The sequence below is a fragment of the Spirosoma sordidisoli genome, assembly GCF_004138325.1.
Classification (GTDB): domain Bacteria; phylum Bacteroidota; class Bacteroidia; order Cytophagales; family Spirosomataceae; genus Spirosoma; species Spirosoma sordidisoli.
Map to the genome: position 1 here is coordinate 271,553 of NZ_SBLB01000002.1, position 26,451 is coordinate 298,003.

The window sequence follows — 26,451 nt, forward strand, 5'->3', positions numbered from 1 at the left end:
CAACAAATCCGTTTTTGGTACCAATCATAAATAACCTGCTATCGAAAAATCTACCCAAAAGAGAATAAGCGATTTTATAAGTCAGGGTGATTTCATGCAGGGTCAAAGCACTCATCATTGTTGGATACATGTCGCCATATGTATTGTTGGGGGAAACTCGATGCCCCACTGCCTTAGCCGGCAGTTATGTACTGAAGGCTAGGCTGTATGGTGGTTTGGCGGGTTTTGCGACATAAGTGAGCACAAGAAATAATCTCCTGTTGTCTGAAAACAGGCGTCAGCTTACAACGGGAGATAAGGCTGGTAAGGAGGCCAGACCTGGGATAACTGGGCTTAAGTCAGCCAATCAATCCTCGGGTATTCTCAAACAAATTTGTCCATCAAATGAAAAGCAGGCTATCCCAATTGGGATAGCCTGCAGGGTTAACGTTGACTAATTCGTTGCAGCAGGGCCGCGGTTTCAGCAGGCTGGCTGAGCATAGCGTCGTGGCCCGTGGCCAGCTCATAATAGCTCCAGTTGGGGTTGTGCTTTGTACGCTCGGCGAATACCTTCAGTACTGATAAGGCAGGCTGAGTGCAGGCGATGTAACTCGTTGGCAAACCGTTACCGTAGGAGTTCCGCAATACGATGGGCTGGCTAAAGCAGCGATAGGGCTGGGGCGTTAGTCGGGCATCCGCCCAGCGACTCAGGGCCACATCGTTGACCCCGAAGCTTGCAGAGGGGCGAATCGGCAGGCTGAGCCCACGGCTGGGGGCTGCGGCTGCGACAAAGGCCGCTTGTATGTCCTTCGGATGTACGTCGAGCAGACTTTGCCCATTTTCGACCAGAACGGCATCCAGAAACACCAGTTGGTGCAATCGCTCAGGTATGCGGTCGGCCACGCCGGTAATGACGGCCCCGGCATAACTATGGCCCACCAGCACCACATCGTGCAAGTCTTCCATCACCAGTAAATTCACGATATCCGTGATATGCGTGTCCAGGTTGATGGCAGGGGTGAGCGTATGTTGATGCTCTCCCATACCGCTGAGAGTAGGTGTGTAGACGGTAGCTCCTGTAGCGCGTAATTGAGCGCTGACCTGCTGCCAGCACCAGCCACCATGCCAGGCCCCGTGGACCAACACATAAACCGGGTGTTTTACGGGAGTCGGCTTCCCCGCCCAGGCTCCCTGCCAATCCAGTACGACGATGAAAACGAACCAGACTGTAATCTTTCCAAAAAATAACTGTTTCATTGGGCAAAGGTCCCCGTTATCTCAGGTGGTCACAATAACTCACCCTAAAATGAGCCAGGTGAATCTCATATGTCCAGTACCATAAAAGAAAGCTCCACGAATGCGCACAACGCCAGATTACTGTCTGAGTGGTGTGGCGTGAACGACATACTGCGTGACATCAGCCCTCGCTGGAAGATGGTGTTGTTGCACCAGATTGCTCATGGGGTTGCCCAGTACAGTCTGCTCAAACAGTCTTTCCCTACTTTATCGGACCATGTACTCAGTCAGCGTCTGGCGGAGTTGGTAACCGAGAAACTTGTTAGAAAAAGCTTCGTACCCGAAACGGTACCCCCGCAAACCCGGTATTCGCCTACACCCAAAGGACTCGCCTTGCTGGCTATTGTGGCGAAATTGAATCAGTGGGGTAATCGGATCTGGGTGGAAGAGCAGGATGCCTGAAACCTTCGGTCATGAGCCCAGGGCAGCCGTGACTAGTTGTGCGGGCTCGGGCATGATTGCCGAAGTTGTGCCGACGCTACGCTGTGAAGGCCCTGACGGGTTGTGGTTGAACCTGAAGATTTGTGCCGACGCTGCGCTGTGAAGGCCCTGACGGGCCAGGGTTGAACCTGATCGATTGCTGCTACCGACGCTACGCTGTGAAGGCCCTGACGGGCCAGGGTTGCTCCTGATCGATTGTTTCTACCGACGCTGCGCTGTGAAGGCCTTGACGGGTTGTGGTTGAACCTGAAGATTTGTGCCGACGCTGCGCTGTGGAGACCCTGACGGATTAAACGCAGGCTTTTCCTGGATTCATTTGAACCAACTCAGCTGACCTGAATCATGGCAGCAGCTGAGCTGTTGATGGTGGGTCTTCGCGGATACTAAGCCATACTAAGCCGGCGCGCCGGGCGTTGACAGGATAACCGGCTGGCCGCTCAGACCGCCACTGGCGTAGGGGGCTTGCAGGAATCGTGACAGGCCTATGACTTTTTCTCTATTAGCAGGCTTAAAGAATAACCTGGCGTATACACAGTTTTTTTATGCCCAGACCCGCCTGCTGTATCCAACCCTGGAGCTGGTCTTCGTCAGCTTCAACAGCACCGACGGCACGCACCAGTGGCTCGACTCCCTGCAGGATGAACACGTTCGGTATTATTACGAAGAGCGGGAACGCACGCTGTCCGACACGTACAACAAATGCATCGAACTGGCCACGTCGGCCTACGTGATCTTCGCCCACAACGACATGGTGCTGGCGCCAGGCTTTGTAGAAGAGGTGGCACTGCTGCAAACCGACCGGCGAGTGATATTTTACACGACGGTTGAGCCGCCTGTCTTTGCGGACGACCCCCGGCCCGGCAAACTGGTTCAGGATTTTGGGGCCGACCTGGTTACGTTTCAACAAACCGTCTTTTTTCAGTTTGTGCAGGATGAGCAGCAACGAAATCGGGAGGCCGGTCAAACGGCCATTCCGACCCATCGGGGTGTTTTCTTTCTGGCTGCGTCGCGGAAGCGGCTGCTGGACATGGGCGGATTGGACCCGCTCTTCGATCCTATGTTCTGCGAAGATGACGACCTGCTGCTGCGACTCGGGCTGAGCGGTGTCGAGATGATCATCGCCCCGAATGCGCTGTGTTACCACTTCGTCAGTAAAACCTCCCGGTTTTCGGAAGAGTATATTCACCGAACCCGGCAGATCGAGCGGCAGTCGAACCGGAATTTTGTTCGGAAGTGGGGGTTTGGAAATACGTCGGCTAACCGGTGCCGGTACGACATTGGTCTGATTCTGACCGGTGGCGACCTGTCGGTGCTTCGGGAGCTGGAGCCCTGGGCGCAGACGATCTATACCGACCTTGACCCGGAACCGTACATCCGGGACGAGCAGCCCCTGACCCACATCGACCTGCCGAAGAAACTAAAAAAACTGTCGGCCACTCGGACCAACGGGATTCTGGTTACGCTGGATGCGCGTAAAGCGGACTCAGCCCAGCTGGAGCAGATTGCACACTTATCGGACATGATCCACGCCCGGCTCAACGAGCCGGTATCGCCGTGGAAACGCTTCTGGCGACGGCTGGTTCCGGTCACTACCTGGCACGGGTATCGCATCCGGATTATTGATCCGACAACATCCGAATCCGCCCTGATTTATAAAAAACTTACCTATGCTTGATCGGTTACTGGCCCGGCGGATCCGGCTGTCATACGGTATTACCGTTTGCAACGAAGCGGTGGAGTTGGAACGGCTGATTCTGTTTTTGCTGCTTCATAAAGATGCGCACGATCAAATCGTCGTGTTGCAGGATACTACCGAGCCTGACTCGTGGGTTACGGACGTACTCGACCGATACCAGAATCAGATCAGTGTCCTGACCGCGCGGCTCGGCGGGGACTTCGCGACCTTTAAGAATACCCTGATTTCGATGGCGTCGGGCGATTATCTGTTTCAGATCGATGCAGACGAACTGCCCGGTAAACCCCTGCTTCGTTCGCTGAAAGGCATACTGCGAAAGCATCCGCAGGCCGACTGCCTGGCTGTTCCCCGGATCAACCTGGTCAGGGGACTGACGCCCGAGTGGATAGCGGCCTGGCAGTGGCAGGTGGATGAGCAGGGGCGGATCAACTACCCCGATTACCAGCTGCGGATCTTCCGGCTGAACCAGATAATACGGTGGAAAAATAAAGTACATGAAGAACTCGCCGGGTACCAGCACTGCCATTTCCTGCCTGCCGACACCGATGCGTACTGTCTGCTACACCGGAAAGACATCGATCGGCAGAAAAAGCAGAACGACTTTTACCAGTCGCTCGGATGAGCCGGGGTTAACTCATGAACTCTGGCGGTAGCCGGGGTTATCGCTTAGCTTTGTCATATGAAAAAAATAGCGTTTGTTGTGCAGCGTTACGGCGTGGAGGTCAACGGAGGAGCCGAGTACTACTGCCGGATTATGGCCGAACGACTGGCAAATACCTATGAAGTGGATGTGCTGACAAGCTGTGCGCTGGAGTACGTCACCTGGGCCAACTGGTACCCCGCCGAGACGGTGATGATCAATGGAGTACGGGTACACCGGTTTGCGACCAAACACGAACGGCTGGTTAAACAGGCCGCCCGGGCAGAACACAAACTCAAAAAATGGTCAAGGCCGGAAGAGTGGCAGGGGCTGGCCCGGCTCCGGATGTGGGCCCGGGCGCTGGTGGGTAAGAGCCTCCGCCGGTACAGCCGTCTGTGGGCCGAATACCAGGGTCCTTATACGCCCGACCTGATCGATTACCTGAAGCGCAACCACCAGCAGTACGACGCGTTGATCTTCATCACCTACCTCTATTACCCCACTATTGCCGGGCTGAACGTTGCCCCCCAGAAGTCTATTTTTATTCCCACGGCCCACGACGAGGTGCCGATTTACCTGCCGGTGTTCGGGCCGCTCTTCCAGAAACCCCGCGCCATCCTGTTTTTGACGCCCGCCGAGCGGAGCTTCGTGCATCAGCTGTTCCGGAACGAGTCGATCCGGAATGATGTGGTAGGGGTGGGGATTGAACCCGCCCGCGCCCTGTCGGACAAGTCGGTAAGTGAGATACTCAACCTCGGCGAACCGGGCTCTCCAGCGGCCCAGGACGGTGTCGATTACCTGCTTTACATTGGGCGAATCGACACGGCAAAAGGGTGCGATACGATGTTTGAGTTTTTCAGGCAGTATAAAGAGGCACATCCGTCTCCGCTGAAGCTCGTGCTGGTTGGGCAGGCGTTCATGCCTATACCGGATCACCCCGACATACGGCCCGTTGGCTTCGTTGATGAACCGACCAAAGCCACATTGCTCCAGCACGCCAAAGCGCTCGTGATGCCGTCGCCCTACGAAAGTCTGTCGATGGTAACCCTGGAAAGTTTTGCCGTCGGTATTCCTGTCATTGCCACGGCCGAATGCGCCGTGCTGCGTGATCATATAGTCGGCAGCCGGGCAGGCCTGTTGTTCCGCAGTTACGAGGAGTTCGGCCAGGCGGTTGACCAGATTCTGACGCAGGATTCCGCAGAGATGGCCAACAATGGGCGGGCCTATGTCAACCAGTACTACACCTGGAAAAACGTACTGGCCACGTTTGACGAAGCTGTCAAGTACGTGGCCAGCTGAACCCGCTGGTTTCGAACACCCTGCAGGAGGTACTCCAGTAGCAGCGCTGCTACTGGAGTACCTCCTGCAGGGTGTTCAGACGTTTATAGACACTGTCGGTGCGGCTGATCAGGTCGTAGTGGTTGCCGCGTTCCACGATCTCGCCGTCTTCCATGATCAGGATTTCGTCGGCTTCCCGGATCGTGCTGAGCCGGTGGGCAATGACCAGTGTAGTGCGGCCTTCCATGAGGTTGTCCAGCGCTTCCTGCACCGATTTTTCCGACTCGACATCCAGGGCCGAGGTGGCTTCGTCCAGGATGAGGATCGACGGTTTTTTGAACACCGCCCGGGCAATACTAAGCCGCTGGCGCTGCCCCCCGCTCAGCCGTACCCCCCGGTCTCCGATGTTGGTGTTGTAGCCGTCTTCGGTTTCCATAATAAAGGCGTGGGCGTTAGCCACCTTGGCCGCGGCAATAACATCTTCCAGGCGGGCGTCGGGCTGACCGAGGGCAATGTTATTGAAGATCGTGTCATTGAAGAGGATAATCTCCTGGGTTACGAAACTCATCTGCCGGCGCAGCGAATCCATGGTGTAGTCGCTGACCTCTACGCCATCGATGGTAACGCTGCCCTGGGTAGGTTCGTAGAAGCGGGGAATCAGGTCAGCGATGGTCGACTTGCCAACGCCCGATGGCCCTACTAGCGCGATTTTCCGGCCTTTCTCCATCCGGAAGCTGATGTTTTTCAGCACGGGCTTGTCGCCATACTGAAAGCTGACATTCTCGAAGACAACGTCGCGCCGGAACTGATCCAGGGTCAGGGCGTTCGGTTTGTCTTCAATCTCGATTGGTTTGTCGAGCAGTTCCAGAATGCGCTCGCCAGCCGCCTGTCCCTGCTGAATGTTCGTCAGGGCAACGACGATGGCTTTGGCGGGCCGAATGATCTGCGAGAAAATAGCGATGAACGCAATGAATGAGCTGGCCTGCAGGTTACTCGTGCTGTTGAGTACCAGACTGCCTCCGTATACCAGGATACACGCCACCACGAATACCCCCGACGCTTCGGAAAAAGCTGGCGCCAGTTCCCGGCGCTTGAACCCTTCCAGACTGGCTTTCCGGTAGAAATCATTTTCGACACTGAACCGCCGAAGAATGAACGGCGTCGCGTTGAAGGAGCGAATGATGCGCATCCCCATCAGCGTTTCGTCCATCAGCGTGAGCATCCGGCCCATCGACGACTGAACGTCCTGCGCTTCTTTCTTGAGTCGTTTGGTAACGGCGGCAATCCCGACTGCCGACACCGGAATGATAACGAGCGTGAACAGCATCAGCTTGGCCGAAATCATGAACAGCGCCACAAAATAGCCGATCAACATGTACGGCTCCTTGAAAACGACCTCGATTGAACTGCCGGCTACGCTTTCAATGGCGTAGACATCGCCGTTGAGCCGCGACAGCAGATCGCCTTTGTGCTCTTTGGTGAAATAACCCAGGTGCAGGTGGTTGATTTTCTCGAACAACGCTTCGCGCAGGCGTTTGACCAGCAGGGTTCGGGCACCCAGCAGACACTGTTGGGCCAGAAACCGGAAAAAGTTGGTCATGACCACGGCTACCACGATCATTCCCGCCAGGAAATAAAGCGCGTGAACCGGATTCGTGGTCTTGAACTGATAAATCAGGTGGTAAAAAATATCCTTGAAGTAATTGCCGGAGATATGAAAGTCCGGCATCGACGCGTACTTGGCCGCGTCGGCCGTGTTGATCGGGTCGAACAGGAAATTGAGCAGCGGGATAATCAACGCAAACTGAAAGACGTTGAAAAACACACTGATAATGGTAAAGAAGAAGAAGGGGATAATAAATTTTCCATAAGGCCTGGCGTAGGCCATCAGCCGTTTATAAACTTTCATTCGTTGATCGTAACGTGTTAACTCTCTATGCTATGGCAGCCTGGAGAAATCTGGCTGGATCGCAGGTTGTATTTTATCCGAGCAAAGACCGGTAAACGTCCAGATACTTCCGGGCCGCGTCTTCCCAATTGAACGTAGCGCTGTAGGCTTTCATTGCTTCCTGGATGCGGCTGCCGGCCTTTCGGTAGTGCAGCATACCGGACTGAAAATCATCGTGCATGTTGTCGAAATCCTGAAAGTAGAAGGCCAGATCTTTGCCAATTTCCGTCATGGCGGTGTGTTTCGACAGAAAAACAGGCTTGCCTACGGACATCGCTTCGGTGATGGGCAAACCAAATCCTTCGGCCAGCGACGGCATCACCAGCGCCTGGCAATTATGATAATACCAGGACTTCTCACCTTCCGTCACCTCGTTGATCAGGTGCGTACGGTCGTCGACGTTTAGTTCAGACGCCTGCTGCCGGATGTAATTCGCGTAGGATTTATCCTCGTGCCGACCTGCCAGTACCAGCTCCATGGACGGATTGCTTTGCAGCAGGGGTAAAATCTGATGCTGGTTTTTTTTGCGGGCAATGGCGCCGATGTTGAACAGAAACGGAACGGCGGGGCGGTATGACTTTTCTTCCAGAACCGGCTTGGTCAGGCCGTTGGTGCCGTTATAGATCACGTGTACAGCCCGGTTGCCGACGTCGCAGTGGGTTAGCACGTCGTTGCGCGTGAATTCGGAAATGCACACGATGGCGTCGCTCCGGTTGATGTTCTCCTGCAGATGACTGAGGCAGCGGGCTTTTTTACTGGCCGACTTGTCTTCGTAGAGAAAATTCAGGTCGTGGATGGTCAGTAGTACTTTGATCTTCCGGTTCCGGCGCGGCAGGTAGTTCGAGTTCTGATAGGTGCAGTGCCACAACTGATACTGGCTGACCGATGGCATGAAGAACTTCTGCAACGATTGCTGCGGCAGGATGGGTACCGACGGGCCAAAGCTGGCGGCTACCCGGTTAGGAATGAAGACGGCTATTTTTTCACGGCTGCTATTTTGCAAAAGGGCCTTCCCCAGATTGAGACAAAAGTAGTACAGTCCGGTGTTGATGTACTTCATTCGCTCGCAGTCGAAGATGATTTGGTTCATAACGGAATCGCTTTTCAACGTTGATAAGCTGAACAGAAAAGTTTGGAACGGGCGTCATGACGAAAAATAAACGTGTACCTGTAGGAGTTCATCAAGCATGACGCATCGTTCAGAAGTGATGAGTCTTAAAGCTGGTAGAAGGGTTGGAAGACAGCCGAAGGAAAAAAGGCCGCATTAGAATAGCGGCCTAACCTCCATAATGTTGCATTTTTTACGAAAATCTGATTGTAAGCACCCTGCACCCCCGCAGCTCGACCGTATGTCTCGAATTATATTGGATTGCGACCTGATGAAGTATTCACATTCCGGGTTGTATCAGTACTGCCAGCAACTTGGCGATCACGTTAATCAGTTGCCAGCCGTTGATGGCTCGCCATCCCTGTACATGTATCTGCCGCCCCGCCGGAAACTTGAACTCAGTCCCAAACCGTATCACCTCATTGAGCAACGATGGCACAGGCTGGTTCAGCCGTTTCTGAAAGACTGTCGGGTGTGGCATGCTCCGTTTCAGTCCGGTCGGATTTTACCCGGTAAAACGCGTTATCCGGCTATCAGGGTGCTGCTGACCATCCATGACCTGAACGTACTCCACGAGGGCAAGCCCCAGGCTGTACAGCAGAAGAGCCTGGCGCATACGCAGTCGCTGATTGACCGCAGCGATGCTATTGTCTGTATTTCTGAATTTACCCGGAGCGACGTGCTGACTCACTGTAACGTCGGTGACAAGCCCGTTCACGTGATCTATAACGGCGTTGACCCGCTAACGGAGCCGATACAGGCGCCCGTGGCGTACCGACCTGCCCGTCCGTTTCTGCTGGGCATCGGGTACCAGAACCGGAAAAAAAATTACCATGTGCTGCTGCCTTTACTCCAGTCGAACCCGGAGCTGGAGTTGCTGCTGGTCGGTCATCACGACGATCCGGCTTATGTCGGTCAGGTGCGGCAGCTGGCCCAAAACCTGGGGGTTAGCGATCGGCTGCACCTGCCGGGAACGGTCTCCGAAGCCGATAAAGCCTGGTATCTGAGGCACTGCCAGGCGTTTCTGCACCCCTCCCTGGCAGAGGGGTTCGGGCTGCCCGTTATCGAGGCCATGCGGTTCGGGAAGCCGGTGTTTCTCTCAACGGCCACCTCGCTGCCCGAGATCGGTGGGGAAGCGGCCTTCTATTTTCCCAGCTTTGAGGCCACAGTGGTGCAGGCGGTGTTTGAACAGGGCATGCATACCTACACCCATACGCCGATGGCCGACGCTATTGTCCGGCATGCCGAACGATTTACCTGGCAAGAAAGCGCCCGCCAGTACGTAGCCGTATATCAGTCGCTGATGAACTGAAAAGCCGGATGGTGTTATATTTTGTTCGAGCCGACCTGTACGTAGCGCGTAGTCGCTAACTTGTCATTACAAGACTTCTAAGTGTATGCTGGAAACGGAGCGGTTAAACCTGGGTGAGCTGTCGACAGACGACGCGCCCTTTATCGTTGAACTCCTCAACACGCCTGCCTGGCTGGAATTCATTGGGGATCGGGGTGTCAGAACGGTTGCCGATGCCGAAGCATACATTCAGAACGGTCCGGTGGCCAGTTATCGGCGGCTGGGTTTTGGGCTGTATCTGGTTCGGCTGAAGGAAAGCCGGCAACCCATCGGCCTGTGTGGCCTGCTGAAGCGGGAAACCCTGGACGATGTAGACATCGGGTTTGCGTATCTGCCGACCTATACCCGACAGGGATACGGCTTCGAAGCGGCATCGGCCGTTATTACCTATGCCCGCACGACGCTAAAGCTAACCCGGATCGTGGCCATTACGGCGCCCCACAACCAGCCCTCGATCAACCTGCTCAGTCGATTGGGGTTCCGCTACGAAGCGACCCACACGCTGCCCGGCCAAACCGGACCCTCGATGCTATTTGGTCTCAGCTAACGAAACCCTTTTCTTCTTTTCTCCTATGAACGCTCAACGAGTAATCAGCCTCGCCCTGGTCGGACTGACTGTCTGGCTGAACCCGGGTTGTCAGAAAAATCCCGTGCCCCCCGGTGGTATCGGAACCTACCTGGTCGGCCAGTGGCTGCTCACTAAAAAGGTTACCCCAGCGGATACGACCGCCTTTGGAAGTCTGGGTGGACAGGTGCTCGAAGTGGGCAACGATACCCGGCGTAATTTTCTGTCCATCAGTCAGGGCGGCAGTGAGCAGCTACGCCTTTTTGAAACTCGCCGGGTCACAAACGAGAATGCCTATACCGTGGATCTCTATTACGGCAACGGGCAAATGCTGCGGTTCTTTCTGAGACAAACCTATCAGAACGGCGCTCCACAGGGCGTACACAACATTCAGGTAACGCCGTTCATAAAAGGATATGCGGCCGTTTTCGATACCGTCCGCTACCACTACGAGCGGCTCCGGTAGGTCGGCTGGTTCGACAGGTTGCCGCGTCGTCGTTATGGTGGTGCTTCAGGAGACGGGTAAGGTGGTCGATTGGGCGCAGGCTGCCGGAGGGGGCGCTTCGTTTGTGAGGGGGACCATTGTGGCTGAACGAGGGGACAAACTACCGAAAACAGACGCATACCTCGTATGTTTGGCTCATGAACTCACGCATACGGCCTGAGTCACTTGACTCATCACCCTATAAAGAACTGATTCAGACCCTGGCGTATCGATGGGTCAGTTCTGACCGCCCCGCCGAAGGGCTGGTCTATCAGGATTATACGAATACCCTCCGCACGTTGCTGCTGACCACCCAGAGCCCCGAGCAGACCACCGCCATCGTTACGGCGGTGCTGAATCAGGCCGTGGCGCTCAACAAAACATCGGCCTGGATTGAGCAGGAGCTGAAATTTGAGGGCATGCTCAGCGGAGTCGACCGGGCCGACTTCCTGCGGCTCGACCTGCAACAGGCGGGCGACGTCGACGACAGCCTGCTCGATATGTATAACGAACGAATCAACCGATTTTCTGCCGACGGGGTGTAGCGCAGCAGTCGCCGTTGTTCAGGAGATGGCGCGGTAGGCTTTCGGGAGCGTAATCCGGAAGGTAGTGCCGACGCCTTCGGTACTGTCCAGATCGATCTGTCCGTTGAGGAGGGTGATGTATTCGTGGCAGATGGCCAGCCCAAGACCCGTTCCCTGAAAGGCAATGGCGTTACTGGCTCTGAAAAATTTCCCGAACAGATTTGGTATGTCTTTTTTGGGAATTCCGATGCCCTTGTCGCTAACTTTCAGCGTGACCATATTGTCTCTAAACCGGATGGTCAGCGTCGGGTTGCCGGTCGAAAATTTGAAGGCATTGGACAACAGATTTACGAGCACATGCGCGATCAGTTTCCTGTCGGTTTCGATCGGTACGACCTCGCCGATAACGATCAATTCAACGAAGCGTTTATCCCCTCTGTCGCTGAAATACAGTTTCAGCGTCTGCGCACAAAGGTCAAATAAATCAACCGGCTCAATGTTAATCATAACCTTGCCCTCGTCGAGTTTGCTGACGGAAAGGGTGTCGGAAATCAAATCGTTGAGCGAAAATATTTTCTTGTGAATATTGTCGAGATGCCGGTTAATGGGGCTGGTGTCGAAGGGAGCCGAGCCGCTGTTGACATAATGTTTTACGAGTTCAAGGCTGGAGCTGATGCCCGCCAGCGGTGTTCTGAACTCGTGGGAGGCTGTTGATATAAACCTCGATTTGAGTGCATTCAGCGCCCGCTCCCGCTGGAGAGAATCCTGCAAAATCAATTCTTTCTCGTGGGCTGACGTGATGTCGGATGCAACACCAACCCGGCGTGTAATGACACCGGCCTCGTCTTTTACCGTGAAAATACGGACGCTCAGATAACGAACACTGCCGTCCTGATGATTGGCCCGGAACTCAAACGACGGTTCCTGCTCATTGTGCATGAAAAAGCTCAGCACGTTCGGGCGGTCTTCTTCGATAATAAAGTCTAAAAACGTTAGCGGATTTCGGTACAGGTTCGTAACCGGCTGACCCGTAAATCGTTCGTAGGCGGCATTCATGTAGGTAAACCGGGGCTCTTCCAGATCCCGTATCCAGAAAATTTCGTCTACGTTTTCGGCAATATCCCGGAATCGCTGTTCGCTTTCGATGATCGCTTCTTCCGCTTTTTTTCGGTCGGTGATGTCGGTCAGGGTTCCGGTAAAGCCGGTAATCTCGGCCTGTTCGTTGAGCGTAGCCTGCGCAAACACATCGATCCATCGGTAACCGCCTTCTTTGTGGCGATACCGTACCACCAGTTTGACATGCCCGGCATCGCAGTCCCTGATCTGGGAAAAGAGCGCCAGGGTATGGGCCTGGTCGTCGGGAAGAATGTACTCCAGGAACCGATGGCCCAGGGCTTCCTCGACGGTGAATCCGGTCACTTCTTCCCAGGCAGCATTCAGAAACAGCCAGCAACCCGTTGCGTCGGCCTGGAAAACAACGGCTTTGAGGTGATCGACCAGCGACCGGTACCGGTACTCGCTGTCCCGCATGGCCTGTTCGGCCTGGCGTTTCGTGGTCCGGTCCCGAATGACGCCGATCATGCGGTTGGTGCCGTTGGGATCATCCTGACGCACCAGGCCATCGGCTTTCATGTAGTGAACCGACTGGTGAGTAGGCGAGAAGAGCCGGAACTCGGCGTTAAACGGCTTTCTGCTTTGCTGGATGTCGGCTACGTATTGCTTAAAGAAGGGCAGATCATCCGGATGGACCATGCGGGCCACCTCGTCGAGGTGGCGGATGGGCTTATCACGGGGCATGTCGAAGAGGCTGGCGAAGCTGCCGTCCAGAATCAGCTCGTTGGTATCCAGATTCCATTCCCACACGCCCAGTTTGCCGGCGCGGGTAGCCAGTTGACTCCGCTGGTTAGCCTGTACCAGCTCCTGCTCGATGGTTTTGAGGTACGAGATGTCGATAGCCGTGTCGACGTAGCCGATCAGCTCCTGCTCATCGTTGTAGAGGCCGGTTACGGTAGAGATAACCGGAATCAGCTGCCCGTCTTTGGTCAGCAGCGTATTTTCCCGGCGCAGGTAGTCGTGCTTTTGCAGATAGGCCCTGATCAGCGCTTCGCCCGTAATCGACGGGTCGGCTACAGCCGCCCTGAGCTGGTCGATCTGCTGCTGAAAAACCGCGGGTGCGCGCAGCGCTCCGGGCGTAACCTTGCCAATCAGCTCGTCGGCCCGGTAACCGGTCATGGTTTCGAGTGCCGGATTGACCAGCTGAATAATGCCCTCGGGGTCGGTAGCGGCAATGGCCAGCCCTGTGTATTTGAAGATGGCCTGCTGAATGGCGTACAGTTGCTGAATCTGCCCGGTGCGTTCAGCGACGCGCGTTTCCAGCTCCGCATTCGTTTGCTGCAGCTGCGCTTTGGCCGTTGTCAGGCTGGTAATATCGTTGACCGTCAACAGCACATTGCCCCCCACCCGGGCCAGCAGGTAATCGCCCCAGAACTCGCCCACCGGCAGGTCGTCCCGTATCTGAATCCGTTGGGAAGCGCCCGTCGTGGCCACGCCGACCAGACAATCGAAAAGCCCGTTGGTGCGCACATGCGGGAGCATGGTAAGCAGCCGCTGTCCGGGCATGGTTTCCTGCGTTTGGCCTGTGATATGGGCCGCCACCGGATTGACCAGCAGATACGTAAAATCAACGAGCTTGCCAGCGGCCCAGACCGGCTCCAGAAGCGCCAGGCCCGTGGGGCTGGTGTCGACGACCACCTGCAGGAGCTGGTGATTGTTAAACAGGGTAGTGGCCTGACTCGTCAGCTGCTGGTTGATTTCCTCCTGCAACAGCAGCACCGAGAGCTGCCCGGCCACTTCTTTGGCGATAAGGACATGTTCGGCGGTGAAGAACTGCGGGCTAGGGTCTAATAGGACCAGTAAGCCAACGTATTGCTCACGGGCCTGCAGGGGAACGCACAGAAAAGAGCGATGGCCCCAGGCGTAGGGGTTGAAGTCAGCGGGAAAACCGCTGCTGCCGGGGCGTAGCTGATTCACCAGAATCTCCTGCCCCTGCGCCAGCAGGTTGTTATACAGGTACTGCACGGGTATAGACACCCCCGGCCAGTCTTCGCGCTGCCCGTGTCTGAACCGGCTTTCGGTACGGGCATACTGTCCGTCTTCATCAATCCGGAACACAATTCCGATTTCGCAGGGAATCATCTCGTACAGGTGGTGCAAGGCCGTAAGGTCAGGCTGTCCGTCGTGGAGACTGCTGGTCAGTAACGCTTTGGTGATGTGACTCAAGCCGGTGAGCCGTTTGTTGACCCGCTGCAGCTGTTGTTCGCGGCTGGCCCGGCTGGTGGCGGTCACGACCAGCGCCGAAAACGTTTTGAGCAGATCGGCATCGTTGGTATCCCACTGCCTGGCGTCCCGAACGGCATCGAATCCGACAAAACCGACCAGACCATGGTCTGCCACCAGGGGCATGACCAGCAACGACTTAATGTTGTGATCCAGCAGGGTCGCTTTCTCGCTGGTCGCGTGGGGGGGGAGTTCATCCAGTGAGGTCAGCCGGATGGTTTGCTGACTGCTCATTTGCTCCTGCCACCAGGGGAACGACCGGGTCGGTAGATCCTGCAGGTTAGACCGGTGGGAGGCAATGCCTTCTGCGCACCACTCGTGGGTGCAGGACATGCGCTGGTTGTCGGGGGTGTATTCGAAGATAGACACCCGGTCGGCCTTGTCATAAGCCCCTATCTTGGCCAGCGATTCGTGGATGAATGCGTTCAAGCCATCGGAAGGCATAGTCAGCAGGCTACCCGATATGTCGGAGATAATCGATTCGAGCTCGAGCCGGCGCTGCAGGTTGGTTCTGTATTTCTCCGGGCTTTTATTCTGGACATAAATCAGGCTGGTCTGCTGGTGGCGGCTGATCGTAAAGTCGAGCCAGCGATCGGTATCCGGGTCGTATCGTTCCAGGGTAACTGGCGTTCCGGTGGCCAGTGCCGTCCGGATGGAGTCGGCGAGGTGGCGCAGGCAGGGATTGGTAGCCAGCGGCAGCGGACGAACCGGCTGAGGCAGGTCACCGACGAGCGAGGAAGCCTGGTTGTTCCAGTAGGTGACGGTCAGCGTAGGGGCAAAAGGGGTCGGACCCGGCTCACAGATCAGTACGCCGATCGGAAGATTTGCCCACTGACCGGGTTGGTTCCCGGTTTCAGAAGGGTTGACTTCCCTGCTGGAAAAGAGCCTTTTTAGCCGATTAAAAAGCACCATGAATAACTGACTCGTACGAAGGGTAAACAACTGATATCAATGTGTTGAGCTTAGGCCCGGCCGGTATGGACAGGAAGCCGGACCACCACCACTGTTAGTCCGGGTGCGGGGCTATCGATAGTGAAGCTGCCCTGGTTCAGATCAAGCATGCGCTGGGTGATCGACAGTCCAATACCAAAGCCCTGTTGCTCGTACTGATACCGGTCAAACTGGGTGTAAGCGCCGATCCGGGCCAGGCCCCCGGCCGGAAACGGCTGCCCCTGATTGGTTATGGTCAGGCTGTACTGATTGGCCTGCACGCTCCCCTGCACCGTAACGCACTGGTCCGGAGCCGAAAACTTACAGGCGTTGTCGAGCAGTTCGGTCAGGCAGGTTGACAGGCTTTCGGCCGACAGGTCAAGCGGGGCGTCTTCGATCTCGAGCCGGTAGTCGATGCGTCGGTCCTGTCGCAGGGCGATGGCTTCCATACAGCTATTGACCATCGACTGGGTAATCTGGCAGGTGCCGCTGGTATAAAACAGGTACGTGGGGTTAGCGGGCTCCATATGCTGGAGCGAATCCATCAGCTGAATGTTGTCCAGCGAGCGTTTGAGCCGGAGTCCGCACACCTTGATCATGTGGGCCATAGTGGCTATTTCATCGCCCGTAAAGTGCTGGTGCTGGTCAACGAGCAGTGACGAAAAACCCAGAATGCCGGTCAGGGCGGTGTTTGACTCGTGTACCGATACCGAGGCCAGGTTATGGCGGTAGTTGTCAAGCTGCGCTTTCAGCTCTGCTTTGCGCAGGGCTTCGCGCTGCAGCCGGCTGTTGATGCTGCTCAGCAGATTATCGAGGGTGAAGGGCTTGGTCAGGTAATCATCGGCTCCCTGGGCCATACCCCGGCGCAGGTCGGCGTTTTCGGTCTTTGCCGTCAGAAAAATAAAGGGTGTCGTGGCGGTAAGCTGATTGTTGCGTATGACATCCAGCACCTGGTAGCCGTCTACTTCCGGCATCATGATATCGCACAGGATCAGCTGGGGGGGGCGTAACATGGCCTGGCTGATGCCCTCGCGCCCATTGATGGCGGTATCGACCTCGTAGCCATGCAGGCTCAGCATTTCGGCCAGGTTTTCCCGAATTTGTGCATCGTCTTCTATAACAAGTACTTGTGTTGACATGGTGGCCGGAGCGGTTAGTTGAGGCTGGTGCCCGAAAAAGGTTGTCTGATGGAGGAGTGGATGGTTTCGGCGCAGGCAATGGGTAAGGTAATGGTACAGGTAGTGCCTTTGTGTTCTTCACTGCTGAGGGTCAGCTGACCATCGTGCAGCTCGACAAACTGCCGCGAGATGACCAGCCCCAGCCCGGTGCCGGGGATGCCGGCGGTGTTGCTGGCCCGGAAAAAAGCCTGAAAAACGGTGGCCTGCTCAGCGGCTGGTATCCCAATCCCCTCGTCGATAATCTGTATGACCAGGGTCGTGTCGGTGAAGCCGAGGTGCAGCTGCGGATGGCTGGTCGAGAACTTAAACGCATTCGAGAGCAGGTTAACCACCACATGACTGATCAGCTTGGCGTCCAAATAGACGGGGCGGGGAGAAGCCGCTACCACCAGCTGAACGCTGCGCTGGTCGGGCCGGGCGTTAAAATGCGTGGCTATGATTTCTTTACATATGGCCACGACATCGACCCAGCGCGGTTTAAAGCTTACTTTCCCCGATTCGATCGCGCCGATGGTCAGGATGTCAGAGAGCAGCGTGTTGAACTGGTCGATCTCTTTTTCGATAACGGACAGATGACGCTGAACCGAGGCCCGGGCGTTATCCAGCGGAAGCTCCATATACAGCTTGATCAGGTCGACGCTGGACTGAATCGTGGCCAGTGGCGTGCGGAACTCGTGCGATGCGGTAGAGACGAACTGCGATTTTAGCTCGTTCAGGGCCTGTTCCTGTTGCAGCGCCTGCTGCAGAACCCGTTCTTTTTCCTTCTGGCTGGTTACGTCGTTGGCAATGCCGATATGACGAATGGCGGCCCCCGCTGCGTCGCGTATGATAAAGGTCCGGACGTGGATCCAGCGGATGGCGCCGGCCGTTTCCTGAAGCCGGAAATAAAGCTCGCCCTCCTGACCGGCTCTGTACTGTTTCATGAAGGCCAGAACGGCGGGTTTGTCTTCGTTCAGGACCGGATTGAGAAAGGAAAACGGTCGGCGGAGCGAACGGTTCGAGTGGGTACCCCAGACCCGCTCGTAGGCCGGGTTGAGATACAGCAGCTGGAATGGACTGGCCGAATGAATCCAGTACACCTCGTCTACGTTTTCGGCAATTTCGCGGAAGCGCTGTTCGCTCTCGAGCAGGGCCTGTTCGGCTTCTTCCTGCTCCGTTACGTCCCAGAGAACGCCGATCTGCCGGACAACGGTGCCCTGATGGTCCCGGATCAGCTTGCCGATAGACCGTACCCAGCGAATGACACCGTCGGGGCGAATTACCCGGGTTATGTTCTGGAAGGTATTCCCGTGCATGTCCCGGTGATAGCGCTCCATAAAGGCCGGCAGGTCTTCGGGGTGAATCAAATTCAGGAAGGTCTGGAAGTTCAAAGATTCGGAGTGGGGCGACAGCCCGTATATTTCCCAGACCCGATCGTCCCAGAACATGCGGTTTTCGACCATATCGATCTCCCAGATGCCTTGTTCAGCGGCCTCAGTAGCCAGCTGAAGCCGCTGGTTCAGGCTGCGCAGCTGACTTTCGTTCTGTTGCCGTTCGGTTATGTCGCGGGCCGATGCGCAGATGAGGTGGTCGATCTTGACGGCGTTCCATTCCAGCACGCAGAACGTGCCGTCTTTTTTGCGAAACTGGTTGATCTGGTTCCGCAGCGGCTGGCCGTCAACGACGCTCAGAAAGGCCTGCCGAACGGTTTCCTGCTCGCTTGGGTCAACCGATGCCCAGAACGGTACGGCTCCCGGTTCGCTGGCCGAAAAGCCGAGGGTAAGTGCCCAGGACCGGTTAATAGTAAGCAGGTTGCCGACCAGATCGGTTGTACAGTGCAGGTCGATCGATTCGTCGAAGATGGCTTTTACGGCCTGATTGGTTCGTTTCAGTTCGGCCTCAACGGCTTTCTGCACCGATATATCCGTAGAGATACTGACGAAACCGATCAGCGTGCCCGCTTCATCCTGCAGGGTGCTGATCGTTGCCAGGATGGGTACCTGCCTGCCGTTTTTACCCACCACCACACACTCCCCATAGTAATACCCCTGCGAGGCAAAGGCATCGTTGAAGATATCGGATGTTGGGAAGACGGAATCAGGTGGATAATGGGCAATGTGCGGAACGGGATTGTCGGGCGGCCCCGGCACGATACGGGCTACCAGACCGACGAGTTCACCGGGTTCGTAGCCGAGCAGGTGGGTGGTAGCCTGGTTAGCCGTCAGAATAACCCCGTTCACATCGGTTGAGATAATGGCATGACCGGCATGTTTGAGTATGGCTTCGTGCAGGGTCGAGAGCTGCCGGATCTCCTGTGTGCGTTCCTGAACGCGCTGCTCCAGCTGTTCGGTATGGTGCCTGAGCTGGTCGTCCAGCTGTTGCTGGTAGAGGACCAGCGCGACCGGACTGGCCAGCTCCTGCGCAATGGTCCGGTACTCTTCGTTAAAAAAGCCGGGTTTTGTCGACGTCAGCGTAAAGGCACCGATGCACTTGTTCCGGCAGTATAGCGGGATGATGAGCAGCGAGCGGAACCCCCGCTCATACACGTTCAGCGCGGGCGGAAGCTCGTCGGAATCGGGCTGAAGGTCTGGAATATGGATCGTTTGCCGGATGGCGAGGAACTGCTCGTAGAAGGTGCCGGGCGGTATGTCGGTGTCGGGGTTCAGGATCAGATCACCGTCAACGATGCGGCATCGGGCGGTAACCTGGCGGGTGTCGTCGTGAAGCTGAAAGACCGATATGCGTTCGCAGGGCACCATGAAATGCAGGTACTTCATGGCAATCAGCAAGGGCGACTGATCGTTCAGCCGGTAGCCGAGCAGCGCCTGGTCAATGTCGTGCAGCCCTTCCAGCCGCTGGTAGGTACGCCTGAGGGCTGACTCATGCTGCAGGCGCTGCCGCACATTGGCCACCTGGGTAGCAAACGTTTTCAGCAAAGACAGATCGTGCTGCTCCCAGCTGGGTTGGGTGGTGATGGTATAAAAGCCAACGAACCCCCGGACCCGCTGGTCCTGCAGGAACGGAACGGCCAGTATGGATTTTACCGAGAGAAACGAGAAAAATGCTCTTTCGGCAACGGCTTCTTCCGGTAGTTCATCGGCGCGTAGCCGGATGATCTGGCCGTTCTCCAGCTGGGGCCGGGTCCAGTCGAAACAGCTGGCCGGTCTGATGTTGACCCGCTCTTTTCGGGGCGCTATGTGGGGGGCGCACCATTCGTACAGGCAGCTGCCCTGCTGAAAATCGTCTGAGAAGAGAAATACCGAGGCTCGCTCAGCGCCAATGTGCGTACCAATCAGGCCCAGCGCTTCGGTCATGCAGGCGTCGACGGTGTCGGCCTGTACGGTAATAAACCGGCTCGAAATGGTAGACAGGATCGACTCCATGGCCAGCCGATGCTGCAGGGCAGCCGCCGATTGCTGTTGGGCACTGACGTCGGTGAGGCTGATCATAAGCCGATCGTCGAGCCGGGCCAGGCTGATGTCATACCAGACCGACTGACCCTGTAAGGTGTATTCCCGAATCAGTTGCTGCGGCTCGCCCGTTTGCGTTACGGTGACCATGCGGGCGAACAGCTCAGGCAGTACCGGACAGGGCACCTGGTTAACAAACTGCTCGGTAAGGGATTCAGTAGTTTGCTCCAGCAGCCGGGCGAAGGCTGGATTGACCAGCCGGTATCGGAAATCGCATAGTTCTTTATGTCGGTTTCGGACCGGAATCAGAAAAGCTACCCCCTGTACTGATGTATTGAACCAGGTCTGGAAAAATTGCTCCATTATAAATCAAGTGAAGTGGATAGATGAACGCATGGATACCCGTTGGACTACGGCGTTTCTCCGCTACGGTTAGGTGGACAGCCAGTTTCTGAATGCGCTGTAACGGGCCTTGGGTAAGATTACCTGGTGTTGCTGGCCGTTGATCGTCAGGTAGAGGCAGTATTTGCCTTTTTCCCAGTAGGCGTATTGCTGAATGGTTTTTCGATGCAGGATAACGTGGCGGTTAACCCGAAAAAACTCGTGTGGATCGAGGGCGGCCGTCAGCATGTCCAGCGTTTTATTGAGCTGGAAAAGGCCGGCCTTGTGCCAGACGTAGGTACTCCGGAGCTGCACGTAGAAATACAGGCAGTCGGGCACCGTCAGCATTATGTTGCCTTTGGCATCGTGACCCGAGAGGCTGGTAAGATAGCCCGATTTCGGGGGGCGGCTTACCCGTTGCTGCTGACACCGTTTGAGCCGACTGGCAATCGCCGTCAGCAGGTCGCTGCTCAGGAAGGGTTTGGTCAGGTAATCATCGGCTCCCAGCCCCATGCCCTGGCGAAGGTCTACCATATCGGCTTTGGCCGTCAGGAAAATAAACGGAACATGGGCCAGGTCGGGGTAGTTGCGAATGGTGGTCAACACCTGATGGCCATCCATGTCGGGCATCATAATATCGCACAGAATCAGATCTGGCTTTACTTCCCGGGCTTTATGAAGGCCGTTTATGCCATCGGGGGCTGTCTGCACGTTATAGCCACTGAGCTGAAGGAGTTCGACCAGATTCTCCCGGATCTGGGCTGCGTCTTCAATAACTAATATTTCGGTTGGCATAGGGATGGATAGTTGGGTACACAATGAAAAAACGTTCAGCCTGCCTGGCTATGCAAGGCCTACAGGTATACAGCCAGAGCCCTGATGGGACTGACCTGCTGGTCGGCAAGAAATACGTTGAGTAAGGCACCTGGTCTGCGTACAGACTAAGGCGAACGATTAAGCGGCAAAAGCACCGGGAGCGGGAGAGGCTGTATATATAAGCTCCAACAGTAATCTAGCCGGACAGATGGATTGAACGCCGAATTTGATGGTGACCTGACAGATATACATAATGTATATATTGAATGGTCTGATGTTAATTAATGTCGACGTTGAGTTAGCCAGGTTTCGGGTCAAATTTATAGGAAGTATATAATAAAAGAAAGTAATAACCGCAAGAATGATTAGTTATACGTTAACATTTGCCAGGATATGGTAGAGTAACTTTAGGTTGATGTATATAATTGATTTAGAGTTGCTTACTCCACATTCATTGAAATTATTAGTCAGGGTGAATGCAGGGTTTAAGCCACTAAATCAAATTGGCCAATTCTGACCTATATGTAATAATATAACTTTTATGTAAGTAAAGTAATTTAAAAAAAACAGATCAAAAAATCCAACGGTTTGTGGTTTTTTATAAACCATCAGTCAATTTTATAAACATTTAATAAATGGTTGATTTTGTCTTGTTTGACACAGAATTAGGCTGCTTTGCCGCTTTGTCGGGCAAAAATTTATGGACTTACCAGAAGCTGAACATGATAAAAGTCACCCGTAAATTCTGTCTCTTTTATACGTTACGGGTGACTTTTTACGTGTATAATCCGCTGTTTTCAGAGTCAGGGCCAACGATTACGGCCGGTAGCTGACCCGGTATAAAACCCCGTTGGTATCGTCCGTGAACAGCAGGGAGCCATCGGGCATAGTCGCAATGCCTACCGGCCGACCAAACTGGGCGCGGTTATTGTCGACCAGAAAGCCCGTTACGAAGTCGTCGATACGGGTCGGTTTGCCATTTTCGAAATGAGCCCGAACCACCTTGTAGCCCGAAGGTTGAGTGCGGTTCCAGGAGCCGCGCATGGTTACGAACGCATCATACTGATAATCGGCCGGGAACGCGCTGGCCGCACCGGTGCCACTGGTGTAAAAGACCATCCCCAGCGGAGCTGCGTGAGCGTCGTACGACAAAGCGGGCAGGGTTGTTTTAGCCAGGATCTGAGCATAGGTCGTATCGCCCATAGGCCGGGGGTGTGGGTTGTAGTTCCCATCGCCGTAGATGTAAGGCCAGCCGTAAAAGGCGCCCTCTACGATCTGGTTCAGCTCCTCTTTCTGCTGTTCATCGCCCAGCCAGTCGATGCCGTGGTCGAACCCGAACAGGGCTTTCGTTTGTGGATGCCAGCCAAAGCCAATGGTATTGCGAAGGCCACTGGCGTAGATCCGGCGGTTCGTGCCGTCGGGGTTGGCCCGCAGGATGGTAGCGTGTTCGGCGTTGGGCTCGGCGCAGGCATTACAGGTGCTGCCGACGGTCAGGTACATAAACCCGTCGGGGCCGAAGCCAATGGTACGGTTGGGGTGTTGCCCGGCGTCGGGCAGGTTATTGATCAGCACCTGCGCCTGACCCAGGGTACCGTCGCCGTTGATCGGGATGGAGTACACTTCCTTGATCGCCACGGCATACAGTCTATTGTCGAGGATGGTAAGGCCGTGAATACTTTTCAGCGTTGCCACGACCTGCTTCTGGTCGGCCCGGCCGTCAGCGTTGGTGTCTTTCAGCAGGGTGATCGTCCCCGCCGTACGGTCCGACACATAGACATTTCCCGAGCTGCTCACGGCCAGCATGCGCGGCTTCCCGAGCGAATCGGCGAATTTGGCGATGCTGAACCCGGCCGGTACTTTCAATTGGGCAACCCGTTCGTCGGTGGCGCTGACCAGTGCTGGCTCGAACACGTTCCCGTTTACCTGCGCTGAAGTGGGCTGGTCGTTGGTCTCCGGAATCGACGCGTCATACACGTCGTCTTTGTTACAGGCGATCAACCCAGCCATCAGCGTTGCACACACTAATGCTGACATGTGAAAATTACGTTTCATGTGATGTTGATAACGTTGAGAAATTAATAGAGTATAATCTACAGGATAACTAGTAATAGAACTACAGGTTGTGAACGGATCGGGTATACGATCAAACGGACCCGGTCGGTCAGGCCCTGCTTCCTGGCCGGGCCTTACAGCGTTTGCTGCCGGTTTGTGCCGATCTGGGAAGCCTGTTTGGCGGGTGGGGAGGGGATATGTTCGATTACTCTACAATAATTGTAGAAAATAATAAACACAACTTATTCGCGGAAATGTGTAAAACGCACAGTATCAGCAGATGGCACAGTTTTGGTAACCAGAGCAGCAACACAAACTAACTAACCTTAAACTGTTTTACGCTATGGCAACGTTTGGAGAACGCATCGCAAATTTTTTCAGTGGTAATGACACGGAAACCCAGGAGGGCCTGCACGGCTTATTCGTAACCGAGCTCAGGAATATTTACTATGCTGAGAAACAGGCCGTCGATGCCCTCGGTGAACAGGCCGATGCGGCTACGACCGACGAAGTGCGGAACGCTTTTCTGCAACACCAGCAGGAAAGCCGTAACCAGATCGCCCGGCTGGAGCAGGTATTTCAAAGCCTCAACGTCGACGTAGAAGAAGGATCGTGCGCGGCTATCGATGGACTGGCCGAAGACGCCCGGATGGTGGTGTCAAATACCCATTCAGGCTCGCTCACCCGCGACGCCGGTTTGATCATGGCCGCTCAGAAAGTAGAGCACCACGAGATCGCTTCCTACGGCTCCGTTGTAACCCTGGCCCAGATTATGGGGCATACGCAGGCGGCTCAGCTGTTACAGCAAACCCTCGACGAAGAAAAAAACACGGACAAAAAACTGACCCAGCTGGCCGAATCGTTCATCAACGACCGCGCTAACTCCGAGTCGGGCGACATGGGTTCGTCGGATCGGGATCAATACAGTGGCAGCGTGGTAAATCCGGACGGTACGCGTTACAGCGACAGCTCCAGCCAGACCTACCAGTCGGGCGAGTCGTACAGCGGCACGCAGTCGGGTAGCTCGACCGGGTCGACAGGCACGTACCGGTCTGGCAACGATGCCACTCTGGGCGGTACAATGGGCATATAATCCCGACTATTCCTAATAGCAGCGGGCTTCCTGACCAGGAAGCCCGCTGCTGTTTTATGACCCTTCGTGGTTCAGCTTCAAACTTGCCTCGCCTATACTGAAATGTTTGTTTGGGGATGGTACTTGCTGACTTTAGTCGGCTCAAAGGGAGGGCCTTTTTTACCCCCAGCTCCCTGAACGGGGAGTTGGTATCGCCGAATACCCGTTCAGGGAGCTGGAGGGGTGTAAAATACGGTCTATTCAAGAGACTTTACCTTCTTGACCACCCTTTCTTGAATAAGCTCTCAGGGTGAAGGTAAAAGCTAGCTGATGAAAGCTATAAAACGCTTTCCTGATTAATCACTACCGAGTACTTACCGGCTGGGTAGCTCCGGGTCGGGCTCGGTGCCGTCGTTGTTGCCCATCGTATCGCCATTCCCGAAGTTGCTGCTGCGGTCAGGCTCCATGTTAGGGCTGCCCGAGGCCATGCCGGACCCGTCGTTTATCGTGGCGGCATCCTGCTCATCGGTGGGCGTTGTGGGCGCGTGATGGGCATCGCCCGACAGATCGGTCGGGTTGTACTCTTCATTCATCATCTCGCTCTGGTCGGGGGTCTGCATGAGACCGCCGGTGTCGGGCGTGTAGGTCTTGGACTGCTCGTTGAGCATGGCGTCCTGATTTACGTTTTCCATGGGTGTTGAGTTTAGTGGTTAACCGCGCGTAAATACCTCCCACAAACGGTTGTACAGTTTACGCGAATACGTCCGGACGTCGAGGTGCGACGCATGGATGGTGAACGGCGTAAACCGGTGTGCCGAGTTAGGCAACGGTTCGATCCGAATGGTTCGGCCCGACGTCCAGCGACCGGCTACCCGACGTACCGAACCCGTGAGCTGAATACCGGCATCGACCAGGGTGGTTGCTACCGTATCGGGGTACTCTGCCGCAGCCAGCTCCTGCGAAAAACGCTGTAGCTGGCTGGCATCGAACCACGACAAAGGAGGCATTTTCAGGTGGTTATCCTGCAATCCCCGGCGACACAGGAGTCGAACGAGCAGCGAGGAGCGCCCGGCTACCGGTCGTGTCGTCACCTCCAGGTCGAGCACTTCGAGGGGCGCTGTTTCCGAGAGGGTAGTAAGTTCGATGTTCATGAGTGATGAAAATATGACGTTTTATCTCTTAAAACCGGACAAATGCATATGATGTTTACCTATGGATTAGATGTAGATCATCTTTTTGGTCATACCGCCATCGACCGTAAAGTTTTGTCCGGTAATGAAACTGTTTTCCGGCGCGATCAGGAACAGGATCATGCGGGCAATATCGTCGGCCTGCCCTACACGCCCGGCCGGGTGCTGGGCATGATCTTCGGGCCGCAGATCGTCGGCTTTCGCTTTGGCTTTCTTGCGCAGGTTGGATACGTCGATCCAGCCGGGGCTAATGGCATTGACCCGGATGTCGGGGCCGAGGCTAACAGCGAGCGAGTGGGTCAGCGACAGAATACCGCCCTTGCTGGCCGAGTAGGCAAACGTGTCGGGTTCCGACTGGAAAGCCCGGGTCGAGCCGATGTTGATAATACAGCCTTTCTGGGCCGCAATGTAGGGAGCCGTATGTTTGGTACACAGAAAAGCGCCGGTCAGGTTGGTGCCGATCACGCGGTTCCACTCGTCGAGGGTTAGCTTATCGATTGGTTTTTCGATCATCTGCGCGGCATTGTTGATCAGCGCATCGATCTGGCCAAAGTGACTGATGGTCTGGTCGGCCGCTTTCTTGACGTTGATTTCGCTGGAGACGTCGCAGGAGACGAACAGGATCTGGCTGGTAGAGGCTTTGAACGCTTCGCGGAGTTCGGCAAGTGCGTCAGTGTCAGCTTCCCAGATAGCAACGCGGTAGCCGTGTGTGAGGAGGTATTGGGTTGTTACCCGGCCTATGCCCTGGCCCCCGCCGGTGATGATGGCAGTTTTCATGATTGAGAATAAAGCGTATG

At 55.4% G+C, this 26,451-nt stretch carries 20 protein-coding genes; 9 read left to right on the forward strand and 11 right to left on the reverse strand.

What is annotated here, in order from left to right; all coding sequences use genetic code 11:
* Nucleotides 1-423: 423 nt before the first annotated feature.
* Complete coding sequence (locus EQG79_RS09625) at nucleotides 424-1,236, reverse strand: alpha/beta fold hydrolase (protein WP_129601346.1); 813 nt, start codon at nucleotides 1,234-1,236, stop codon at nucleotides 424-426.
* Nucleotides 1,237-1,305: 69 nt separating this feature from the next.
* Between EQG79_RS09625 and EQG79_RS09630 the strand changes: the two genes are divergently transcribed.
* From EQG79_RS09630 to EQG79_RS09645, 4 genes are all read left to right on the forward strand, one after another.
* Nucleotides 1,306-1,677, forward strand: coding sequence for a winged helix-turn-helix transcriptional regulator (locus EQG79_RS09630; RefSeq protein ID WP_129601347.1), 372 nt, complete (start codon nucleotides 1,306-1,308; stop codon nucleotides 1,675-1,677).
* Between the two features lie 523 nt (nucleotides 1,678-2,200).
* Entirely contained in the window at nucleotides 2,201-3,391 is a 1,191-nt protein-coding gene (locus EQG79_RS09635; RefSeq protein ID WP_129601348.1) for a glycosyltransferase, read from the forward strand.
* Complete coding sequence (locus tag EQG79_RS09640) at nucleotides 3,384-4,034, forward strand: glycosyltransferase (RefSeq protein ID WP_077921851.1); 651 nt, start codon at nucleotides 3,384-3,386, stop codon at nucleotides 4,032-4,034. Before EQG79_RS09635 ends, EQG79_RS09640 begins: the two co-directional genes overlap by 8 nt.
* Before the next feature lie 57 nt (nucleotides 4,035-4,091).
* The gene (locus EQG79_RS09645) at nucleotides 4,092-5,351 is read left to right on the forward strand and encodes a glycosyltransferase family 4 protein (protein WP_129601349.1); all 1,260 of its coding nucleotides are present in this window, start codon (nucleotides 4,092-4,094) and stop codon (nucleotides 5,349-5,351) included.
* A gap of 49 nt (nucleotides 5,352-5,400) precedes the next feature.
* Here EQG79_RS09645 and EQG79_RS09650 read toward each other — a convergent pair whose 3' ends face one another.
* Together EQG79_RS09650 and EQG79_RS09655 are read right to left on the reverse strand one after the other, a co-directional pair.
* Nucleotides 5,401-7,239 carry an ABC transporter ATP-binding protein gene (locus EQG79_RS09650; protein WP_077921853.1) on the reverse strand — a complete coding sequence of 613 codons (1,839 nt, stop codon included), beginning with the start codon at nucleotides 7,237-7,239 and terminating at the stop codon, nucleotides 5,401-5,403.
* 73 nt (nucleotides 7,240-7,312) lie between these two features.
* Nucleotides 7,313-8,368 (reverse strand): glycosyltransferase family 4 protein, encoded by a 1,056-nt coding sequence (locus EQG79_RS09655; protein ID WP_129601350.1) that lies wholly within the window; start codon nucleotides 8,366-8,368, stop codon nucleotides 7,313-7,315.
* Nucleotides 8,369-8,657: 289 nt separating this feature from the next.
* On the opposite strand from EQG79_RS09655, the gene EQG79_RS09660 reads away from it, so the two are divergent.
* From EQG79_RS09660 to EQG79_RS09675, 4 genes are all read left to right on the forward strand, one after another.
* Entirely contained in the window at nucleotides 8,658-9,698 is a 1,041-nt protein-coding gene (locus EQG79_RS09660; protein WP_165358873.1) for a glycosyltransferase family 4 protein, read from the forward strand.
* A gap of 85 nt (nucleotides 9,699-9,783) precedes the next feature.
* The gene (locus tag EQG79_RS09665) at nucleotides 9,784-10,284 is read left to right on the forward strand and encodes a GNAT family N-acetyltransferase (protein ID WP_129601352.1); all 501 of its coding nucleotides are present in this window, start codon (nucleotides 9,784-9,786) and stop codon (nucleotides 10,282-10,284) included.
* 25 nt (nucleotides 10,285-10,309) lie between these two features.
* A complete protein-coding gene (locus EQG79_RS09670) occupies nucleotides 10,310-10,768 on the forward strand; it encodes a hypothetical protein (protein ID WP_129601353.1) in 459 nt (152 codons plus the stop codon).
* 176 nt (nucleotides 10,769-10,944) lie between these two features.
* Complete coding sequence (locus tag EQG79_RS09675) at nucleotides 10,945-11,331, forward strand: hypothetical protein (protein WP_129601354.1); 387 nt, start codon at nucleotides 10,945-10,947, stop codon at nucleotides 11,329-11,331.
* 18 nt (nucleotides 11,332-11,349) lie between these two features.
* On the opposite strand, the gene EQG79_RS09680 is transcribed toward EQG79_RS09675, so the two are convergent.
* The 5 genes from EQG79_RS09680 to EQG79_RS09700 form a co-directional block, all read right to left on the reverse strand.
* On the reverse strand, nucleotides 11,350-15,558 hold the full coding sequence (locus EQG79_RS09680) for a PAS domain S-box protein (protein ID WP_129601355.1): 4,209 nt from the start codon (nucleotides 15,556-15,558) through the stop codon (nucleotides 11,350-11,352).
* Between the two features lie 50 nt (nucleotides 15,559-15,608).
* The gene (locus EQG79_RS09685) at nucleotides 15,609-16,715 is read right to left on the reverse strand and encodes a hybrid sensor histidine kinase/response regulator (protein WP_077921860.1); all 1,107 of its coding nucleotides are present in this window, start codon (nucleotides 16,713-16,715) and stop codon (nucleotides 15,609-15,611) included.
* A 14-nt stretch (nucleotides 16,716-16,729) separates the two neighbouring features.
* Nucleotides 16,730-20,506 carry a PAS domain S-box protein gene (locus EQG79_RS09690; RefSeq protein WP_129601356.1) on the reverse strand — a complete coding sequence of 1,259 codons (3,777 nt, stop codon included), beginning with the start codon at nucleotides 20,504-20,506 and terminating at the stop codon, nucleotides 16,730-16,732.
* Nucleotides 20,507-20,575: 69 nt separating this feature from the next.
* Nucleotides 20,576-21,319 (reverse strand): response regulator, encoded by a 744-nt coding sequence (locus EQG79_RS09695; protein ID WP_077921862.1) that lies wholly within the window; start codon nucleotides 21,317-21,319, stop codon nucleotides 20,576-20,578.
* Between the two features lie 837 nt (nucleotides 21,320-22,156).
* A complete protein-coding gene (locus EQG79_RS09700) occupies nucleotides 22,157-23,374 on the reverse strand; it encodes a PQQ-dependent sugar dehydrogenase (RefSeq protein ID WP_129601580.1) in 1,218 nt (405 codons plus the stop codon).
* A 361-nt stretch (nucleotides 23,375-23,735) separates the two neighbouring features.
* On the opposite strand from EQG79_RS09700, the gene EQG79_RS09705 reads away from it, so the two are divergent.
* Nucleotides 23,736-24,485: a ferritin-like domain-containing protein gene (locus EQG79_RS09705; protein WP_129601357.1), complete on the forward strand. Its 750-nt coding sequence runs from the start codon at nucleotides 23,736-23,738 to the stop codon at nucleotides 24,483-24,485.
* A gap of 353 nt (nucleotides 24,486-24,838) precedes the next feature.
* On the opposite strand, the gene EQG79_RS09710 is transcribed toward EQG79_RS09705, so the two are convergent.
* From EQG79_RS09710 to EQG79_RS09720, 3 genes are all read right to left on the reverse strand, one after another.
* Complete coding sequence (locus EQG79_RS09710; RefSeq protein WP_077921866.1) at nucleotides 24,839-25,156, reverse strand: hypothetical protein; 318 nt, start codon at nucleotides 25,154-25,156, stop codon at nucleotides 24,839-24,841.
* Nucleotides 25,157-25,174: 18 nt separating this feature from the next.
* Nucleotides 25,175-25,615 (reverse strand): hypothetical protein, encoded by a 441-nt coding sequence (locus EQG79_RS09715; protein ID WP_077921867.1) that lies wholly within the window; start codon nucleotides 25,613-25,615, stop codon nucleotides 25,175-25,177.
* 66 nt (nucleotides 25,616-25,681) lie between these two features.
* Complete coding sequence (locus EQG79_RS09720) at nucleotides 25,682-26,431, reverse strand: SDR family oxidoreductase (RefSeq protein ID WP_077921868.1); 750 nt, start codon at nucleotides 26,429-26,431, stop codon at nucleotides 25,682-25,684.
* Between the last annotated feature and the right edge of the window lie 20 nt (nucleotides 26,432-26,451).

What these genes read in the sequence shown, in the direction of transcription:
- EQG79_RS09625 (WP_129601346.1), bottom strand. Translation starts at nt 1,236, where the DNA reads ATGAAACAGTTATTTTTTGGAAAGATTACAGTCTGGTTCGTTTTCATC.
- EQG79_RS09630 (WP_129601347.1), top strand. Translation starts at nt 1,306, where the DNA reads ATGTCCAGTACCATAAAAGAAAGCTCCACGAATGCGCACAACGCCAGA.
- EQG79_RS09635 (WP_129601348.1), top strand. Translation starts at nt 2,201, where the DNA reads ATGACTTTTTCTCTATTAGCAGGCTTAAAGAATAACCTGGCGTATACA.
- EQG79_RS09640 (WP_077921851.1), top strand. Translation starts at nt 3,384, where the DNA reads ATGCTTGATCGGTTACTGGCCCGGCGGATCCGGCTGTCATACGGTATT.
- EQG79_RS09645 (WP_129601349.1), top strand. Translation starts at nt 4,092, where the DNA reads ATGAAAAAAATAGCGTTTGTTGTGCAGCGTTACGGCGTGGAGGTCAAC.
- EQG79_RS09650 (WP_077921853.1), bottom strand. Translation starts at nt 7,239, where the DNA reads ATGAAAGTTTATAAACGGCTGATGGCCTACGCCAGGCCTTATGGAAAA.
- EQG79_RS09655 (WP_129601350.1), bottom strand. Translation starts at nt 8,368, where the DNA reads ATGAACCAAATCATCTTCGACTGCGAGCGAATGAAGTACATCAACACC.
- EQG79_RS09660 (WP_165358873.1), top strand. Translation starts at nt 8,658, where the DNA reads ATGAAGTATTCACATTCCGGGTTGTATCAGTACTGCCAGCAACTTGGC.
- EQG79_RS09665 (WP_129601352.1), top strand. Translation starts at nt 9,784, where the DNA reads ATGCTGGAAACGGAGCGGTTAAACCTGGGTGAGCTGTCGACAGACGAC.
- EQG79_RS09670 (WP_129601353.1), top strand. Translation starts at nt 10,310, where the DNA reads ATGAACGCTCAACGAGTAATCAGCCTCGCCCTGGTCGGACTGACTGTC.
- EQG79_RS09675 (WP_129601354.1), top strand. Translation starts at nt 10,945, where the DNA reads ATGAACTCACGCATACGGCCTGAGTCACTTGACTCATCACCCTATAAA.
- EQG79_RS09680 (WP_129601355.1), bottom strand. Translation starts at nt 15,558, where the DNA reads ATGGTGCTTTTTAATCGGCTAAAAAGGCTCTTTTCCAGCAGGGAAGTC.
- EQG79_RS09685 (WP_077921860.1), bottom strand. Translation starts at nt 16,715, where the DNA reads ATGTCAACACAAGTACTTGTTATAGAAGACGATGCACAAATTCGGGAA.
- EQG79_RS09690 (WP_129601356.1), bottom strand. Translation starts at nt 20,506, where the DNA reads ATGGAGCAATTTTTCCAGACCTGGTTCAATACATCAGTACAGGGGGTA.
- EQG79_RS09695 (WP_077921862.1), bottom strand. Translation starts at nt 21,319, where the DNA reads ATGCCAACCGAAATATTAGTTATTGAAGACGCAGCCCAGATCCGGGAG.
- EQG79_RS09700 (WP_129601580.1), bottom strand. Translation starts at nt 23,374, where the DNA reads ATGTCAGCATTAGTGTGTGCAACGCTGATGGCTGGGTTGATCGCCTGT.
- EQG79_RS09705 (WP_129601357.1), top strand. Translation starts at nt 23,736, where the DNA reads ATGGCAACGTTTGGAGAACGCATCGCAAATTTTTTCAGTGGTAATGAC.
- EQG79_RS09710 (WP_077921866.1), bottom strand. Translation starts at nt 25,156, where the DNA reads ATGGAAAACGTAAATCAGGACGCCATGCTCAACGAGCAGTCCAAGACC.
- EQG79_RS09715 (WP_077921867.1), bottom strand. Translation starts at nt 25,615, where the DNA reads ATGAACATCGAACTTACTACCCTCTCGGAAACAGCGCCCCTCGAAGTG.
- EQG79_RS09720 (WP_077921868.1), bottom strand. Translation starts at nt 26,431, where the DNA reads ATGAAAACTGCCATCATCACCGGCGGGGGCCAGGGCATAGGCCGGGTA.